10 protein-coding genes are annotated in these 17,506 nt (G+C 68.2%); all 10 read left to right on the plus strand.

Annotated features, from left to right (window positions below):
- Positions 1-6: 6 nt before the first annotated feature.
- The 10 genes from AC5P7R_RS11110 to bcsZ all read left to right on the plus strand — a co-directional run bounded on the left by AC5P7R_RS11110 (position 7) and on the right by bcsZ (position 17,451).
- On the plus strand, positions 7-2,571 hold the full coding sequence (locus AC5P7R_RS11110) for a fimbria/pilus outer membrane usher protein (protein WP_495213861.1): 2,565 nt from the start codon (positions 7-9) through the stop codon (positions 2,569-2,571).
- Positions 2,562-3,596: a fimbrial protein gene (locus AC5P7R_RS11115; protein ID WP_478405647.1), complete on the plus strand. Its 1,035-nt coding sequence runs from the start codon at positions 2,562-2,564 to the stop codon at positions 3,594-3,596. The genes AC5P7R_RS11110 and AC5P7R_RS11115 overlap by 10 nt, the downstream gene beginning before the upstream one ends.
- Before the next feature lie 217 nt (positions 3,597-3,813).
- Positions 3,814-5,352: a BcsE family c-di-GMP-binding protein gene (locus AC5P7R_RS11120; RefSeq protein ID WP_167692779.1), complete on the plus strand. Its 1,539-nt coding sequence runs from the start codon at positions 3,814-3,816 to the stop codon at positions 5,350-5,352.
- 79 nt (positions 5,353-5,431) lie between these two features.
- A complete protein-coding gene (bcsG, locus tag AC5P7R_RS11125) occupies positions 5,432-6,838 on the plus strand; it encodes a cellulose biosynthesis protein BcsG (RefSeq protein WP_495213852.1) in 1,407 nt (468 codons plus the stop codon).
- Positions 6,838-7,017: a cellulose biosynthesis protein BcsR gene (gene bcsR / locus AC5P7R_RS11130; protein WP_021204328.1), complete on the plus strand. Its 180-nt coding sequence runs from the start codon at positions 6,838-6,840 to the stop codon at positions 7,015-7,017. Before bcsG ends, bcsR begins: the two co-directional genes overlap by 1 nt.
- A complete protein-coding gene (gene bcsQ, locus AC5P7R_RS11135) occupies positions 7,014-7,769 on the plus strand; it encodes a cellulose biosynthesis protein BcsQ (RefSeq protein WP_329842815.1) in 756 nt (251 codons plus the stop codon). The genes bcsR and bcsQ overlap by 4 nt, the downstream gene beginning before the upstream one ends.
- On the plus strand, positions 7,769-10,393 hold the full coding sequence (bcsA, locus tag AC5P7R_RS11140; RefSeq protein ID WP_021204330.1) for a UDP-forming cellulose synthase catalytic subunit: 2,625 nt from the start codon (positions 7,769-7,771) through the stop codon (positions 10,391-10,393). Before bcsQ ends, bcsA begins: the two co-directional genes overlap by 1 nt.
- Positions 10,390-12,753 carry a cellulose biosynthesis cyclic di-GMP-binding regulatory protein BcsB gene (gene bcsB, locus AC5P7R_RS11145; protein WP_026347130.1) on the plus strand — a complete coding sequence of 788 codons (2,364 nt, stop codon included), beginning with the start codon at positions 10,390-10,392 and terminating at the stop codon, positions 12,751-12,753. The genes bcsA and bcsB overlap by 4 nt, the downstream gene beginning before the upstream one ends.
- Positions 12,753-16,334, plus strand: coding sequence for a cellulose synthase complex outer membrane protein BcsC (gene bcsC, locus AC5P7R_RS11150; protein WP_478436200.1), 3,582 nt, complete (start codon positions 12,753-12,755; stop codon positions 16,332-16,334). Before bcsB ends, bcsC begins: the two co-directional genes overlap by 1 nt.
- Positions 16,318-17,451, plus strand: coding sequence for a cellulose synthase complex periplasmic endoglucanase BcsZ (gene bcsZ, locus AC5P7R_RS11155; protein WP_478436201.1), 1,134 nt, complete (start codon positions 16,318-16,320; stop codon positions 17,449-17,451). Before bcsC ends, bcsZ begins: the two co-directional genes overlap by 17 nt.
- The last annotated feature ends 55 nt before the right edge of the window (positions 17,452-17,506 follow it).

Here is a 17,506-nt window from a genome sequence, read left to right on the forward strand (position 1 = left end):
TTGACATTGTCGATCCATCAGGCGCTTTGCCTGTTGGTTGCTGGTGTGGCCTGCCCAGGATGGGCGCTGGCTGCCCCGGCCAATCTCGGCGAACAGGCGCTGATGGCGCAGAGTGGTGCGGCCAATGCGCGTGCACCGGAATCGGCCCAGTTCAACTCCAGCTTCCTGTCTGGCCAGGCCAAGCAGGTCGACCTGGCGGCCTTCAGCAACGGCAATCCGATGGTGGCCGGCAACTATCGTGTCGACGTCTACGTCAACGGTGCCTGGCAGGGCCGTCGCGATCTGCAGTTCAAGGCCGATGCGCAGGGCCGTGTCGACGCCTGCCTGCCGCTGCCGATGCTGGAAGAAATGGGCGTGGACAGCGAGGCCGTGCTGCTGCAGCAGGATCCGTCCGTGCCCACCGACAAGACCAGCTGCGTGCCGGTCCAGCAGCGCATGGCCAATGCCTATGGTGTCTATGACAGCGGCAACCTGCGCTACGACCTCAGCATCCCGCAGGTGTTCCTGCGCCGTGAGGCGCGCGGCTACGTCAACCCGGCGCTGTGGGACCGTGGCATCAATGCCGGCTTCGTCGGCTACAGCTTCAACGCCATCGACAGCAACAGCCGTGTGGAAGGTGGCCAGCGCAACCGCAGCGCCTACCTCGGCCTCAACGCCGGCCTGAACCTGGGCGGCTGGCAGTTCCGCCATGATTCCAACCTGACCTGGTCCGAGGGTGACGGCCGCCATTGGCAGAGCATCGCCACCTACGCACAACGCGGCATCCCGCAGGTGCGCGGCATGCTCACCATCGGCGAGGCCTACACCACCGGCGAACTGTTCGATTCGATCGGCTACCGTGGTGCCAGCCTGGCCAGCGACGACCGCATGCTGCCGGACTCGCTGCGCGGTTACGCGCCGGTGGTGCGCGGCATCGCCGAGACCAATGCGCGCATCGAAGTGCGCCAGAACCAGCAGCTGATCTACTCCTCCACCGTCTCGCCGGGCAGCTTCGTCATCGACGACCTGTACCCGACCGGCTACGGCGGTGACCTGGAAGTGAGCGTGATCGAGGCCGATGGCCGCCGCCGCGAATTCAAGGTGCCGTTCGGCTCGGTGCCGCAGATGCTGCGCGAAGGCGTGTCGCGCTACTCGCTGACCGCCGGCCAGGTGCGCAACAAGCTGCTGGCCGACGAACCCTGGCTGGTGCAGGGGACCTACCAGCGTGGCATCGGCAACCAGCTGACCCTGTACGGGGGCACTGCGCTGAGCGACGGCTACCTGTCGCTGCTGTATGGCGTCGGCCTGTCCACGCCGGTCGGTGCGTTCGCTGCCGACGTCACCCATGCGCGTACCTCGTTCGACCACTACGGCAGCCACACCGGCGCCAGCGTGCGGCTGAGCTACAGCAACATGATCGGCGAGACCGGCACCAATCTGACCCTGGCCGCCTACCGCTATTCGACCGAAGGCTTCTACAGCCTGCAGGATGCGCTGTATGGCCGTGATTCGGACACGCGCGGCATCGATCCGACCACCCGTGGCCGTCAGCGCAGCCAGTTCCAGATAACGCTGAACCAGCCGCTGGGACGTCGCGGCGGCGCGCTGTACGTGACCGGCTCGGTGCGCGACTTCTATGATCGTTCGGGCACCTCCAAGCAGTACCAGGTGGGCTACAACAACGCCTGGCGCTCGGTGAACTACGGCTTCTCGGCGCTGCGCACCGAAGAGGGCGTGCTCGGCCGTTCCGACACCCAGTACCTGCTGTCGATGAGCGTGCCGCTGGGCCGTGGCACTCACCCGGTATCGTTCAGCGCCGACCTGGGCATGCGCGATCGCGGTGGCTACGACAACAGCCGCGTCGGCATCACCGGGTCGGCCGGCGTCGACAACAACTTCAGCTACGGCGTGGCGCTGTCCGATTTCCGCGAGGGTGGCACCACGGCGGTCGGCAACGCTGAGTACCGCAGCCGCTACTCCGCGTTGAACGCGACCTACAGCCACTCGCGTGATTTCCGCCAGGCCTCGGTCGGTGCCAACGGCAGCGTGGTCGTGCATCCGGGCGGCTTCACCTTCACTCCGCAGCGGGGCGACACCATGGTGCTGGTGGAAGCGCCGGGTGCGCGCGATGCGATCGTCAGCAACGCCCCGGGCCTGCGCGTCGATGGCCGCGGCTACGCGGTGGTCCCGTACGTGTCGCCGTACCGCCTCAACACCGTCACCCTCGACCCGCAGGGCATGGCCCATGACGTCGAGCTGGAAAGCACCAGCCAGTCGATCGCGCCGTTCGCCGGTGCCATCAGCTACCTGCGCTTCGATACCCGCAAAGGCAATGCGCTGCTGATCCAGGTACGCAATGCCGATGGCCGCAGCATGCCGTTCGGTGCGCAGGTCAAGGATGAGCAGGGCCAGCCGGTGGGCATGGTCAGCCAGGGCGGCCGCCTGTACGTGCGCAGTGAAAAGAGCCAGGGCCGCCTGCTGGTGGAGTGGGGCGCCGGTGCAGACCAGCGCTGCACCATCGATTACCAGGTTCCGGCGGGCGCCGATGCGTCCAAGACCGGCTTCATCCCGCTGGAGGCAGCATGCCGATGATTTCTTCCCGCAGCCGCACGCTGCTTGCCGCCATGGCCGTGATGGGGGGTATCGCCGTGGCCAGCCCGGCGTTGGCGACCTGCTATATCACCCAGCAGGGCTTTGTCGCGCAGGACGTGCAGATGGACATGGGGCAGATCGTGATCCTGCCCAGCCTGCCCGTCGGTGGTGTGATCAAGGAGTTGATCGTGCCGATCAACCAGCGCGACAGCATCGGTTACTGCGATCGTTGGGGCGGTAGTGCCAACGGGCGTTTCGTCAACGCCGCACAGCAAAACGCAGTCCCGGGTTTCAGCAACGTCTATGCGACCGATGTAGCGGGAGTGGGTATCCGTGTCTATCGTGATTCGGGCACCATCCAGACCTACTACCCGCACACGCTGCAATTGGGGGGCAACCGGACGTTGACCCTCAATGGTGGCCGCTTCCGCGTGGAGCTGATCAAGACCGCCGCGCAGACGGGCTCGGGCATCATCGCGCCCAACGGCCGCTTCACCACCTACTATCTCGACGGCGACGGTCCTGGCCGTCCGGAGCTGACCTCGACGTTCAAGGGCTCGGGTACCACCGTGGTCAGCCCCACCTGCGAAGTGCAGGCCGGCAGCCGCAACATCGCCGTCGATTTCGGCAGCGTGCCCAACACCACCTTCACCGGTGTCGGCTCCAAGGCCGCTGATCGCGATTTCGAGATCCGCCTGAACTGCCAGGGCAGCAACGTGGCCGCCTACCAGAGCAAGATCGGCATCCGCCTCGACGCCGACCAGGACAGCTCGAACATGCCGGGCGTGCTCAAGCTCAGCGCGGCCAGCAACAGCGCCACGCGCATCGGCATCCAGATGGTCCAGCGCGACGGCAGCACCGAGCGAGAAGTGCGCTTCGGCCAGACCATCAACGTCGGCACTACGGCGCCGGGTACCAGCGTCATGGCGCTGCCGTTGCGCGCGCGCTATGTGCAGACCCAGGCAGGTACCGTCGGTGCGGGCACCGCCAACGGTCGGGCGACGTTCACCATCCAGTACGAGTAGCGCAGGTCTCCCATTGCTGAGTTTGGAGCCTCCCCCCCCCCCCGCTCCGCGGGGGGGGCGTTGACTGCGTCTTGATCCCGCAGACGTGAAGATCAGGGCTATCATTGCCGTACAGACACATGAATGTGATGTGCGTCATGGAAATGATCCCCTCTCCACTGCAGCGCCCCCGCTGCCGGGCCGTCGGCCTGGGTGAGGGGCAATGAAAGGATCCGGCGTGCCAGCAACACACCTTGCCATTGCCGGACTGCCCACCGAACTGGTGGAGATGCGCAGCGGGGGCCTGTATTGGGTCGTTGCCGCGGGCAGCGCGCCGACGGATCTGCTCGGTGCCGGTGTGCTGGCCACGGCCGACGCACTGGATGAGGCCGTGCTGGTCACGCTGGGGCGGGGGCCCGAATCGATGCTGACGCTGCTGCCGGCCGATCAGGGGCCGGCCCGCCTGCGGCTGTTCCAGCGGTCGCATCACGGCATGCAGCAGGCGCTGCGCGGGCTGACCGCCGATCTGCCGCGCACCGCCTCGGTGCGCACCCGGCTCAGCGTGGTGCAGTTCCCGGTGGCGGCGCTGGACGGCTGGGATGATGCCCGGCTGGCGCGCTGGTGCCAGCAGCTGCAGGACTGGGCCGGGCAGGCGCAGCAGGTGCTGCTGTTGCTGTGCCATGGCGAAGTGGCGACCCTGGCCCCGCGCCTGTTGTCATTGAACCGGAGCTGCGCCGGTGTGGCCCAGTTGCATCCGCATCGTGGTGCCCTGCAGCTGCTGCTGCACTACTGGTCCAACAGCCATGGCGTGGTGGCCCAGCGATCGTTCGGCGTCGAGCAGGAAAGCCGCGGGCTGCGCCATCTGGCCGAGGACGATGCCGCCGGGACTGGGGTCGATGCCACCAGTGGCAGTGATCGCGATGTCTTCCTGGCCCAGACCGAAGTACTGGACGGTGCGCCGCCACTGTCGGCAGCCTGGCACCTGTATGACGGCTGGGCTGGATTGTTGCCGGCCGCGCTGCAGGCGCGCGAGGCCACCGTAGTGCTGGCCATCGACGAGAACGCCAAGGTGGATGCACTGGCCCGACTGCTGCACCGCCTGCGCCGGGAACGTGGCAATGCACTGAAACTGGTGGTGCGCGAGCTGCAGCCCTGCCTGCGCTACGCTGATGAGCGGCTGCTGATGCAGTGCGGCTGCAGCCTGGTAGTGCCGTCAGCCACGCCGTTGCCGCGCCTGCTGACCCTGCTGGAAACCGTGCAGCGTCAGCGTTGGCAGGGCCAGCTGGCTGACGATCCGGAGCCGCTGATCCGTGCGCATCGGCCGCCACCGGTAAGCGGCCTGGTCAACGCCGCACGCTTCCGCCAGATCGCTGGCGAACGCATCGACCAGGACGGCAGCGCGGTGGAAAGCGCCGTGCTGGCGTTGCAGCCGGTGGCCGGCCTGCGCGCCGAGCAGACGTTGCAGCAGCTGCGCATCCGCCGCCAGGGCGATCTGGCCTGTGTCTACCGCGGGCAGGTGCGCCTGTTCCTGTTCGGGTGCCGGCGTGATGCGGTCGAACAGGCCCTGGGCAATCTGTTCCGCCTGCCCTGGCGGGAGCTGTTCGATGGCTACCAGCGTCTGGCCGAATACGACATTGCAGCGATGAACGCCGGCAGCAGCGATCCGGAGGCCGAGGTCCTGCCCGAAGCCCCCGCCGTCCTGCCGCCGGTGGCCCCGGCGCTGGAGGCGCCTGTTTTCACTGTCCCGAAGCCGCTGCGACTGGGAGATCGCGCATGACCACCGACCAGCAACTCTGGACCCTGATCGTCGCCTGTGCGCTCGTGATGATTCCCTTCGGTGCCATGCTCGGTACGCTGTGGCGTGCGCTGGGCCGCCATTCCGGCGCCTGTTGGTGCAACCTGGCGTGCTGGACTTCTCGGCGGATTACTGGCTCGAGCTGGCCCAGCGCTTCATCAACTGGCAGATGGTGGCGGTACTGGCGATGCTGGTGCTGGCCTACGTACTGCTCAAGCCGTGGCTGCGCATCACCACTCTGAGCGTGCTGGGCATGCTTGGCCTGGCTGTGATGGCGATACCGATGCCGGCGGGTTGGAACTGGGGGCAGGGTACCGCCACCGCGGCCACCACCAGCGTCGCAGGCACTTCAGGTGGCGGCCTGCCGCCGGCCAACAACGAGACGCTCAACGCATGGCTGGCAGGCTTCTACCAGCAGCAGGCCAGCCTCAAGACCAGCTTCCCGGCACCGGGCAGCGGCGCGCCGTTCGACGTCATCATCCTCAACATCTGCTCGCTGGCATGGAGCGATCTGGATGAAGTGGGGCTGCGCCAGAACAATCTGCTCGACCACATGGACGTGGTGTTCGACGACTTCAACTCGGCAACCGCCTACAGCGGCCCGGCGGCGATCCGCCTGCTGCGCGCCAGCTGTGGCCAGACCTCGCATACCGGGCTGTTCGATCCGGTGCCGGCCGAGTGCCAGCTGTTCTCGAACCTGCAGCGTCTGGGCTTCCAGAGCGAGCTGGCGATGAACCACGACGGTCACTTCGACGACTTCATCGGTGAACTGCACCAGTACGGCGGGCTGCAGGCACAGCCGATGGATATCAGCGCGTTTCCTAAAGCGCTGGTGGCGTTCGACAAGTCGCCGCTGCGCCGCGATGGCGATGTGCTGATGGCGTGGTGGAAACAGCGGCTGGCCGGGTCCAGCCAGCAGGTGGCGCTGTTCTACAACACGATTTCGCTGCACGATGGCAACCGCATCGTCGGCGCCGATGGCCGTTCGAACGCCGCCGACTACAAGGCACGTGCGGAAATGGTGTTGGGCGACATGGCCGGTTTCGTCGATGCGGTGGAGAAGAGTGGCCGCCGCGCAATGATCGTGGTGGTACCCGAGCATGGCGCGGCCCTGCATGGCGACCGCATGCAGATTCCGGGCATGCGCGAGATTCCCAGCCCGTCGATCACCCACGTGCCGGTGGGCGTGAAGCTGATCGGCATGGGCGCGCCGGCGGCCGGCGGCCCGCGTCATGTCCCCGAACCGAGCAGCTACCTGGCCGTGTCCGAGCTGGTTTCGCGCGTGTACGCGCTCAACGCCCAGTCGCCGCCGAGCGAGCGCAACTGGGACAGCCTGCTGAAGGGGCTGCCGCAGACACCGTCGGTGTCGGAAAACGAAGGCGCCAAGGTCATCGAGTACGCCGGCAAGCCCTGGCTGCAGCTGCAGGGCAGCCAGGCCTGGAGCCCCTACCCCGAGGAGGCACGCTGATGCCTGCCGACATCCTTGCCGTACCGGTCACGCTGTCCGTGGAAGAGGACGATATCGACCTGCTGCGCCGCAGCCTGGGCATGCCGGGGCTGCCCTACGTGGACTTCTCTGCCCAGCATGAGCGTGCCCAGGCGCTGGCGCGCTGGCCGTTGCTGGCCGAACTGGAGCCGCGCCGATGAGCACCGTGCTGTCGCTGCAGGGCATCCATGGCGGAACCGGTGTCACCACGGTGCTGGCCGCACTCGGCCAGGGCTTGCACGCGCAGGGCCAGCGCGTCCTGCTGGTCGAATGCAGTCCGGACCAGATGCTCGGCCTGCACCTGGGGCTGCCTGCCGACGTGGACAACGGTTGGGGGCGCGCGCAGCTGGACGGCACGGACTGGCGTGATGCCGCCTACGCCGTTGCAGCAGGACTTGCGGTGCTGCCCTATGGTCGCGTCGATAGCGAGGCCGCAATGCGCATCGAACAGCAGCTGCAAGAGGCACCGGGCACCTGGGCCGAACGCATTCCGCTGCTGGAGACCCAGTTCGACTGGATCCTGTTCGACCTGCCGCAGCGCCTGCCGGCGCATGCAGCGGCCATCAACCAGCACGTGCGCTGCACGCTGCCGCTGCGCCTGGCCTGTGTCGATCCGGTCAGCCACGTGTTCCTGCAGCGGCAGCCGGAGGACACACGCCTCTTGCTGGCCAACCGCTATGACCCGGTCATCCCGGTGCAGCGTGATCTGATGCAGCTGTGGCTTCACGCGCACGGCCCGCGGCTGGTGCCGCAGCCGCTGCACGAGGATGCGCGGGTGCCCTCCGCGCTGGCCAGCAAGCAGCCACTGGGGCGCTATGCGACCGATTCGCTGGCCGCTGCCGATGTCGATGGCCTGGTGCTGTGGTGCCTGGCCGAGGCCGCACGGCGCCAGCCCGTTGCGGGGACACGCTGATGGGCGCCCGCGTCTACTACCTGGACTGGGGGCGCCTGCGCGAACGCGTGCATGCGCCTTGGCCAACCCGCTCGCTGCTGTGGCTGCTGCAGTGCGTGGGCTGGGCGTTCCTGCGCCTGGAAGGGCCGGCATGGCAGGCACAGGCCCCGCGCCTGCGCAACGCCTTCCCGCAGATCCAGGGTGACCGCCGCTGGCGCCCGGGCGATCCACTGCGGTTGTTGATCCAGGCCATGTGGCTGTCGGTGGTGCGGTTGGTACCGCAGCCCTCGCTGAGGCGGCAACGGTTGGCCCGGGCCCGTCGCGAACGCATTGCCGAACTGCGCGGTGCGGCCGGTCGCGGCCGCCTGCGCTACCTGCGCGCCATGCGCGATGCACCCAGTGAATTCTGGAACAGCCGCGTGGCGGCGTGGTTCGGCCGGAAGATGGGCAGCCTGTCGCCGCGTTCGCGGCACCTGCTGACCCTGCTGGTCGGGTTGGCCACGCTGGGGCTGGCGGCGCTGTGCATCACCCAGCCGTTCACCTATCTGGCGCAGTTCGTGTTCGTGGTGCTGCTGTGGGCCATCGCGCTGCTGGTGCGGCGCATGCAGGGGCGCTATGCGACGCTGGTACTGGTCGTGCTGTCGATCACCGTGTCCTGCCGGTACCTGTGGTGGCGCTATACGGCCACGTTGAACTGGAACAGCACCTTCGACCTGGTCTGTGGCGTGGTGCTGCTGGCGGCGGAAACCTACTCGTGGCTCGTACTGATGCTCGGTTACGTGCAGGTGGCCTGGCCGCTGCGGCGCCGCCCGGCGCCGTTGCCGGCCGATATCCGCCAGTGGCCGACGGTGGATGTGCTGATCCCCACCTACAACGAAGACCTGGCGCTGGTGCGGCACACCGTGTACGCGGCGATGGGCCTGGACTGGCCGGCCGACAAGCTGCGCCTCCACATCCTTGATGATGGCAAGCGCGAAGAATTCCGCGCATTCGCCGAGCGCACCGGGGTCAACTACATCACCCGTGCCGACAACCGCCATGCCAAGGCCGGCAACCTCAACCATGCGTTGACCCTGATCGATGGCGAGCTGGTGGCCATCTTCGACAGCGACCACCTGCCGGTGCGGTCGTTCCTGCAGATCACCTGCGGCTGGTTCCTGCGCGATCCCAAACTGGCGCTGGTGCAGACCCCGCACCACTTCTTCTCGGCCGATCCATTCGAACGCAACCTGCAGGTGTTCCGCAGCGATCCCAACGAAGGCGAGCTGTTCTACGGCCTGGTGCAGGACGGCAACGACCTGTGGAACGCGGCGTTCTTCTGCGGCTCCTGCGCGGTGCTGCGGCGCGAAGCCATCGATGCCATCGGCGGGTTTGCCACCGAGACCGTCACCGAGGATGCGCACACCGCGCTGCGGCTGCACCGCAAGGGCTGGAACTCGGCCTACCTGCGCATTCCGCAGGCGGCCGGCCTGGCCACCGACAGCCTCGGCGCGCACGTCAACCAGCGCATCCGCTGGGCGCGTGGCATGGTGCAGATCTTTCGCATCGACAACCCGTTGCTGGGCAAGGGCCTGAGCCTGTTCCAGCGCTTCTGCTATGCCAACGCGATGCTGCATTTCCTGGCTGGCATTCCGCGCCTGGTGTTCCTCACTGCGCCGCTGGCGTTCCTGCTGCTGCATGTGTACATCATCTACGCACCAGCGCTGGCCATCCTGTTGTTCGTGGTACCGCACATGGCCCACGCCAGCCTGACCAACGCACGCATCCAGGGCAAGTACCGGCGTCCGTTCTGGGGTGAGGTGTACGAGACGGTGCTGGCCTGGTACATCGCACGGCCCACCACCGTGGCGCTGTTCAGTCCGGGCCGCGGCAAGTTCAACGTCACCGACAAGGGCGGTACCCAGGCCGGCGATCGTTTCGACTGGCGCGTGGCGCAGCCCTACCTGGTGCTGGCGCTGCTGAACGTGCTGGGCCTGTGCTTTGCCGTGTGGCGCTTCGTGCACGGCCCACTTGACGAGCGTGGCACGGTGATCGTGAGTTCGCTGTGGGTGCTGTACAACCTGCTGATCATCGGCGGTGCGCTGGCGGTGGCGGCCGAAGTGCAGCAGGTGCGACGCACGCATCGCGTCACCACCCGTCTGCCGATGGCGCTGCAGGTGCCCGATGGCCGCCGCCTGCGCGGCGTGCTGCAGGATTACTCCAACGATGGCGTGGGCGTCGAACTCGGCGAAGACGCACAGCTGGCCGAAGGCCAGCGCGTGCAGGTGCTGCTGGGGCGGGGTCGCCGCGAGTTCGCATTCCCGGCGCGCGTGCAACGCACGGTCGGCCAGCGACTGGGCCTGCTGCTGCTGTTCGAGGACGAGCGCCAGCGCGTCGAGTTCGCCCAATGCACCTTCGCCCGCGCCGATGCCTGGCTTGACTGGCACGCCGGTTACCAGCCCAAGAGCCTGCCGCGCAGCCTGTGGAGCGTGCTGGTCCTGGGCTGGCGCGGCTACCGGCGGATGGGTGATTTCGCACCGTTCGACCTCGACCGCCCCGCACATTGGAACCGTCGCCTGCTGCGATGGCTGGCCAGTTTTGCTCCGCAACGTCCGCTTCCTTCCCACCCGGCTGACCCAGCCGCTGATCCAGGGCTTCGTCCATGACCCGTCCGTCCTCTCTGCGTTGGCTGCTGCTGCCCCTGCTGGCCCTGCCCGTGGCGTCAGGCAACAGCGCGCCTGCCCCGGCGCCGGTTGTCCCTCCCACTACCGCGCCTGCCGCTCCGCCGGCGCCGGGGGTGCCGGCCGCGCCAGCCACCACGCCTGCCACCGGTACCGAGCCCGCGCTGGCGCAGACCTGGGCGGGCAGCGCCTGGCCCTGGCAGCGGCAGAACACCTTCGCGCAGCTGGGGCGCCGCCAGGACACGCTGCTGTCGGGCGTGCGCAATGCCACCACCTTCGAGTTCCAGGTCCGCCGTGACCGCCTGGTCCGCGATGCCGAGCTGGATCTGAGCTTCACGCCTTCACCGTCGCTGCTGCCGACCCTGTCGCACCTGCGGGTCTATCTCAACGACGCGATGATGGGCGTGGTGCCGATCAGCAACGAGCAGCTGGGCCGCCCGGTGCAGGCCAAGCTACCGCTGGACGCGCGCCTGATTGCTGATTTCAACCAGGTCCGCCTGGAGTTCGTCGGCCACTACACCGACATCTGCGAAGAGCCGACGCACAGCTCGCTGTGGGTCAATCTCTCGAGCAACAGCACGCTGCGCCTGGGCGGCCAGCCGCTGGCGATGCAGGACGACCTGGCCAACTTCCCGCTGCCGTTCTTCGATCCGCGTGATACAGCACGGCTGGAACTGCCAGTGGTGTTCGCCGCTGCGCCGAGCCTGGCACAGCAGCGGGCGGCGGCGGTGATGTCCTCGTACTTCGGCAGCCTGTCCGGCTGGTGGCGCCAGGCACGTTTCCCGGTCAGCTTCGGCACGTTGCCGGACAAGGGCCACGCGGTGGTGCTGGCGGTCAACGGCAGGTTCCCGCCGGTGATCGCCAACCATGCTCCGGTGAAGGGCCCGATGATCGAACTGATGTCGCTGCCGGAGGATCCGCAGCGAAAGCTGCTGCTGGTGCTGGGCCGCAACGATGACGACCTGCAGAAGGCCGTGGCTGCGATGGCGGCCGGCAACGTGCTGTTCCGCGGCCGCCAGGTCAGTGTCGATGAGGTCAAGCCACTGGCCCCGCGCAAGCCGTACGACGCACCGAACTGGGTGCGCACCGACCGCGCCGTCCGCTTGGCTGAACTGCTCGACTATCCGCAACAACTGCACGCCAACGGCGTGTCGCCGCAGCCGATCACGGTCAACCTCAACCTGCCGCCGGATCTGTTCATCTGGCGCAACCAGGGTATTCCGCTGAACCTGCGCTACCGCTACACGCCGCCGTTTGGCAGCGATGAGTCGCGGCTGGGCGTGGCGATCAACGACCAGTTCATCTCCAGCTTCCCGCTGGTGCGCCGCAACGGCAAGCAGGGCCTGGAGGAAATCCGCCTGCCGGTGCTGGCTGGCGATGCCGGTGCCGATGACGGTCGCCTGCTGATTCCGGCGCTCAAACTGGGCGACCGCAACCAGCTGCGTTTCGATTTCAACTTTGCCAGCGTGATGGGCAGTGCGCAGCGCGATCATTGCCAGACCGTGCTGCCGCCCAACCTGCAGGCAGCGATCGAAGACGACTCGACCATCGACTTCTCCGGATTCCATCACTACATGGGCCTGCCGGACCTGTCCGCGTTCGCGCTCAGTGGATTCCCCTTCACCCGCATGGCCGATCTGTCGGAGACTGTCGTGCTGGTGCCGCCCCAAGCCAACGAGGCACAGGTCAGCCTGCTGCTGAACCTGATCGGTGGGCTGGGCGTGCAGAGCGGCTATCCGGCCTATGGGCTGCGCCTGTCCGATGACTGGAAGCAGGCCAGCGCGCTGGATGCGGACCTGCTGATGCTGGGCGCCCTGCCGGCCGAACTGCGCGGTAGCCAGCAGCTGTCGCTGCTGATCGACGACCAGCGCACGCGCCTGCTCAATGGCCAGTCGCCATCGCCGCAGCAGGCGATGGAACAGGCCCGCCGTGGCAGCCGCGATGGCGATCCAGCGGTGACCGAAGTGGCAGTGAGCGCGCAGGCACCATTTGCCGCGATCATCGGCATGCAGTCACCGACGCATGCGCAGCGCAGCATCGTTTCGCTGGCCGCCAGCAATGCCGCCGACTACGGCCTGCTCCACGATGCACTCAGCGATACCGGCAAGCGCGAAGCCATCGCCGGCTCGGTGGCGATCCTGCGTACCTCGGGCATTCACAGCCAGTTCGTCGGTGATCACTACTACGTTGGCGCGCTGCCGTGGTGGCTGCTGCTGTGGTACCACCTGGCCGACCACCCGGCGCTGCTGGCGGTGCTGGCCACGCTGGTGGTGCTGATGGTCGCCTTCCTGCTGTGGCGCGCGCTGCGCTGGGTCGCGGCCAAGCGCCTGGACCCGGGGCACTGATGGCACGTACGCGGCATCCGCTGGTCACCGCGTCCGGCCTCGTCCTGTTGGGACTGGCCGGTGCCGGGCCCTGCGCGGCGCAGGCCTTGCCCGATACGCCGGGCGGAACCGTCGCCGAGCAGCGCCAGTGGCTGTTGCAGCAGGTGCGCATCGGTGAGGCCACCGGTCGCCAGAGTCTGATCGAAGACGCCCTGGCGCGGCTGCGCATGCTGGCACCGGATGATCGCGGCACCTTGGTGGCGATCCTGGAAGTGCAGCTCTCGCAACAGAAGCTGCAGGATGCCGAGGCGACCCTGAAGCGCCTGCGCGAGATCGGTACAGGTACCCGTGAACTGGCCGCCGGCGAACGCCTCTGGAGGGCCTACCGCGGTGATCTGCAGCAGGATCTGCAGCAGGCGCGCCTGTTCGCTGCCGGTGGTCGCAGCGCCGAAGCGCTGGCGATCTACCGCCGCCTGTTCAACGATGATCCACCCGGCCTGCAGCTGGGCCTGGAGTACTGGCGCCTGCGCGGCGGCCAGCCGGATGGGCGTGCACAGGCGATCCGTGCGCTGGGCGAACTGGACCGCAGTTATCCGGGCAATGTGCCATTGTTGCAGGCGCTGTCGCAGATGCTGTTCGCTGCCGGCCGCGATGCAGAGGCGCTCGCCGCGCTGCAGCGCATGGGGCGTAATCCGGAGGCCCGCGGCATGGCGGCGGACGCCGAATGGGCCTACCTGAAGGATCAGCCGGCCGACGACCGCAGCGTGCGCCGGCTGCAGGACTTCATCACCCGCAACCCAGCGTTTGCCGACATCGCGTTGGTGCGCGAGCGCTACACCGACCAGCACAAGCGGGTCAGCGACCCGGCGTGGCGCGCCGGCCTGCGCGGCCAGCAGCTGCTCGACGCAGGCCGCAATGCAGAGGCCGAGCGCGCTTTCCTGCAGGCGTTGCGCGGCTATCCGCGCGAGCCCGACCTGTTGGGGGGGCTGGGCATGGCGCTGATGCGCCAGGGCCGCCGCGAGCAGGCCATCAGCTATTTCCAGCGTGCGGTGCAGGCCACCCCGGCCGGCGACAGCAACGACAAGTGGCGCGACCTGATCGCCAGCACCCGCTACTGGCTGCAGCTGGACCAGGCCGATGCGGCGCTGGCGGCCGGCCGGCTGGACGAGGCCGAGCGCCTCTATGCGCAGGCGCATCGCCAGCAGCCCCGCGACGTCAATGCTGCACTGGGCCTGGTCGACGTGGCCGTGGCCCGCGGTGACGACGCCGCAGCCGAACGCCAGCTGCAGGTTGCGCGGCGGATGGCGCCCAACGATGCCAACGTGATCCGCAAGCTGGTGCAGCTGTACGGCCGCACCGACCCGCAGCGGCTGGAAGCCTTCATCAACGCACTGCCCGCTGCGCAACGCAGGTTGTATGCCGAAGACCTGCGCCAGCTCCAGATCAGCCACCTGCGTGAGCGTCGCGAGCAGGCGCTGGCTGCCGGTGATGCGACCACCGCGATCATGCTGGGACAGAAGCTGCGCGGCGAACTGCCGGGCGATGCATGGCTGGCCTACGCGCTGGCCAACGAGCTGCGCGCCGCTGGCCGGCAGGACGAGGCCGACGCGGCGGTGGCCGACATGGCCACGCATAACGACAGCGCCGAAGCGCGCTACGCGCAGGCGCTCTACCTGTCGGCATCCGATCGGCTGCCGCAAGCGCTGGCGGTACTCGACGCGCTGCCGCAGGCGAAGTGGAACGATGACATCCGCGCGCTGTCGGCGCGCCTGCAGCGGCAGCAGCTGGTCGATCATCTGTGGGATCTGCGTGCGCAGGGCAGGGAGGCCGAAGCCATCGCGCTGCTGCAGCAGCAACCGCCCAGCACCGACAATGATCTGCTGATGGCCGAGTGGGCGCGCCTGCGCGGCGATCACGTGCAGGCGCTGCACTACTACCAGCGCGTGCTTGCCGCACAGCCGGACAATGTGGATGCGCAGCTGGGCCAGGTCCAGGCCTGGATTGGCACCGGCGATCTGGCCAGCGCACGCCGCCAGATGCACGACGCACCGCCGGCAGTGGACGATGACGAGATCGGCCAGCAGCGTCAGCTCGCCACCATCTGGACCGACCTGCGCGAGGACACGAAGGCCCTGGCGATCCTGCGCGCGTTGCTTGCGCGCAAGGCCGGGCCCGACGCACAGTCCTGGCGTGATGCGGCACGGCTGGTGCGCCGCGATGATCCTCAGCAGGCGCTGGACATGTACGCGCAGGCGATGGCCGACAACGGCCTGTTGGCTCCCGGCCAGGTCACGCCGCGCGACAACCGCGCGTTGACCCTGGCCAGCCGCGAGACAGCCGGCGATGACTGGTTGCGGCGCAGCCTGCGCAGCGATGTGGAAACCCTGTACCAGCAGGAGAATCCCACCCTGACGGTGATGCAGGACACCGGTCGCCGCAGCGATGGCACGCCGGGCATTTCGCGGCTGTCGCGCGATACCCGCATCGCGCATCTGGACGCGCCATTCGCCGGTGGCCTGGGCTGGGCGCGCATCGAGCAGGTCAGCTTCGATGCGGGCCGCTTCCAGACCGATGAGAGCGGCGCCTACGACGAGGATTTCGGCAGCTGTGACCTGGATCTGCTGCAGGCCGACGACAGCCGCCTGCGCGCACCGGGCTGCACCCGCTTCGTGCACCAGCGGCGCACCTCCGGTGCCGGCTTCGCCGTCGGCTGGCGCACCCTGGATGACCGCTGGAACGTCGATATCGGCCACACCCCGTCCAACTACGTGGTCGGCAACTGGCTTGGCGGTGTCACCCTCAATGGCGACCTCGGGCGCTTCGGCTGGGGCGCCACGCTGTCGCGGCGGCCGATGACCAATTCGCTGCTGTCGCAGGCCGGTGCGGTTGATCCGCGCAGCGGCATCAGCTGGGGCGGCGTCACCGCCAACGGCGTGACCTTCAGCCTCGGCTACGACCAGGGCGGCCGCGATGGCGTGTGGTCGAACTGGAGCTGGCATCGGCTGACCGGGCACAACGTGGTCGACAACACCCGCGCACGCGCGATGGTGGGCTGGTACCACAAGCTGATCCAGCGCCCCGACATGCGGCTGGATGTGGGTACCACCGCGATGTACTGGCGCTACCAGAAGGACCTGGGCGGCTACTCGCTGGGCCAGGGCGGCTACTACAGCCCGCAGCGCTATGCATCGCTGAGCCTGCCGGTCAGCTTTGCCTGGCGCAACGACGTGTGGTCGGTGCGCCTGGATGGCTCGGTCAGTGTGTCCAGTGCGCGTACCTCGTCGATCAGCCGTTTCCCCGACCAGGCCTTGATCGAGCGCGTGATTGCACAGCTTGAGCCGCAGTACGGCCCGCTGCGGCTGGACGAGGCCGGCCTGTACACCGGTGACAGCAGCAGCACGGGCACCGGGTACCGCCTGTACGGCGCGGTGGAGCGCCGCCTCGGCGACCACTTCGTGCTGGGCGCTGCCGGCACCCTCCAGCGCAGCCGCGATTTCTCGCCGAATTCGTTCCAGCTCTACCTGCGCTACACCTTCAAGCCCTGGCAGGGAAACCTGCCGCTGCCCGTATCACCACTGGTGCCGTATGGCGAATTCCGCTGACCTGCGGCGACGGCGCCTGCTGCAGGCGGTCGCCACGCTGCCGCTGCTCGGCGTGTGCCGTGTGCAGGCCGCGCCCGACGCGCGCTGGCCGGCGTGGCAGGTACTGCTCGACAGCAGCCTGAGCCGCGACGGGCGCATGATCGATCGCAGCCAGGACGATCAGCGCAGCACCTCCGAAGGCCAGTCCTATGCCTTGTTCTTCGCCCTGGTCGACAACGACCAGGCGCTGTTCGACCGCATCCTGGGCTGGACCCAGGACAACCTTGCCGGTGGCGACATGGGCAAGCGCCTGCCGGCCTGGCTGTGGGGACGCGATGACGCCGGCGCCTGGCGGGTGCTGGACGACAACCCGGCCTCGGACTCCGATCTCTGGCTGGCCTACGCGCTGCTGGAAGGCGCGCGGCTGTGGCGCCGTCCGGCGCTGAATGCCATCGCGGAGGGCATGCTGGTGCAGGTGCGGGCGCGCGAGATCGTGGATCTGCCCGGGCTCGGCCCAATGCTGTTGCCAGGCCCACAGGGGTTCATTGAAGGGGACGCCACGCGGGTCAACCCCAGCTATCTGCCACTGCCGCTGCTGCGCCGCTTTGCGGCGGAGGATCGCAGCGGGCCGTGGCAGGCGCTGGCGCGCAACAGCGTGCAGTTGCTGCAGCAGAGCAGCCCGCACGGGTTCGCACCGGACTGGGCGGCGTGGAAAGGCGATCGCTTCGTCGTCGATCCGGTGCGCGGTGCGGTCGGCGGCTACGACGCCATCCGCTGCTACACCTGGGCAGGCATGACCGCATCGCGCGATCCGTTGTTCCGCGCGCAGCTGGCGGCGCTGTCCGGACCGCTGCAGCGCCTGCGCAGTGGTGCACCGATGTGGGAAAAGATCGACACCCGCAGTGGCCAGGGGCAGGGCGAAGGCAACTACGGATTCCGCGCGGCCCTGCTGCCCTATCTGATCGCGCAGGGCGAAGCGGAGCGCGCGCAGTCGCTGCGGGCCAGCCTGCCCAGCGCCGAGCAGCAACGCGCCGATGCACCGGCCTATTACTCGCAGATGCTGGCCCTGTTCGGCGTGGGTTGGGCCGAAGGACGCTGGCGCTTCGCCACCGACGGCCGCCTACAGCCGCGCTGGTAGCTGCAGCGCTGCGGGGTCAGGTACCCACGCAGCGCAGTGGGCTCCGACCGACCCT

Source organism: Stenotrophomonas sp. YJH_SMC_27 (genome assembly GCF_059369815.1).

Excerpts from the sequence above, each read along its gene's own strand:
- AC5P7R_RS11115 (WP_478405647.1), top strand. The coding sequence starts at position 2,562 with ATGCCGATGATTTCTTCCCGCAGCCGCACGCTGCTTGCCGCCATGGCC.
- bcsR (WP_021204328.1), top strand. The coding sequence starts at position 6,838 with ATGCCTGCCGACATCCTTGCCGTACCGGTCACGCTGTCCGTGGAAGAG.
- bcsQ (WP_329842815.1), top strand. The coding sequence starts at position 7,014 with ATGAGCACCGTGCTGTCGCTGCAGGGCATCCATGGCGGAACCGGTGTC.
- bcsA (WP_021204330.1), top strand. The coding sequence starts at position 7,769 with ATGGGCGCCCGCGTCTACTACCTGGACTGGGGGCGCCTGCGCGAACGC.
- bcsB (WP_026347130.1), top strand. The coding sequence starts at position 10,390 with ATGACCCGTCCGTCCTCTCTGCGTTGGCTGCTGCTGCCCCTGCTGGCC.
- bcsC (WP_478436200.1), top strand. The coding sequence starts at position 12,753 with ATGGCACGTACGCGGCATCCGCTGGTCACCGCGTCCGGCCTCGTCCTG.
- bcsZ (WP_478436201.1), top strand. The coding sequence starts at position 16,318 with ATGGCGAATTCCGCTGACCTGCGGCGACGGCGCCTGCTGCAGGCGGTC.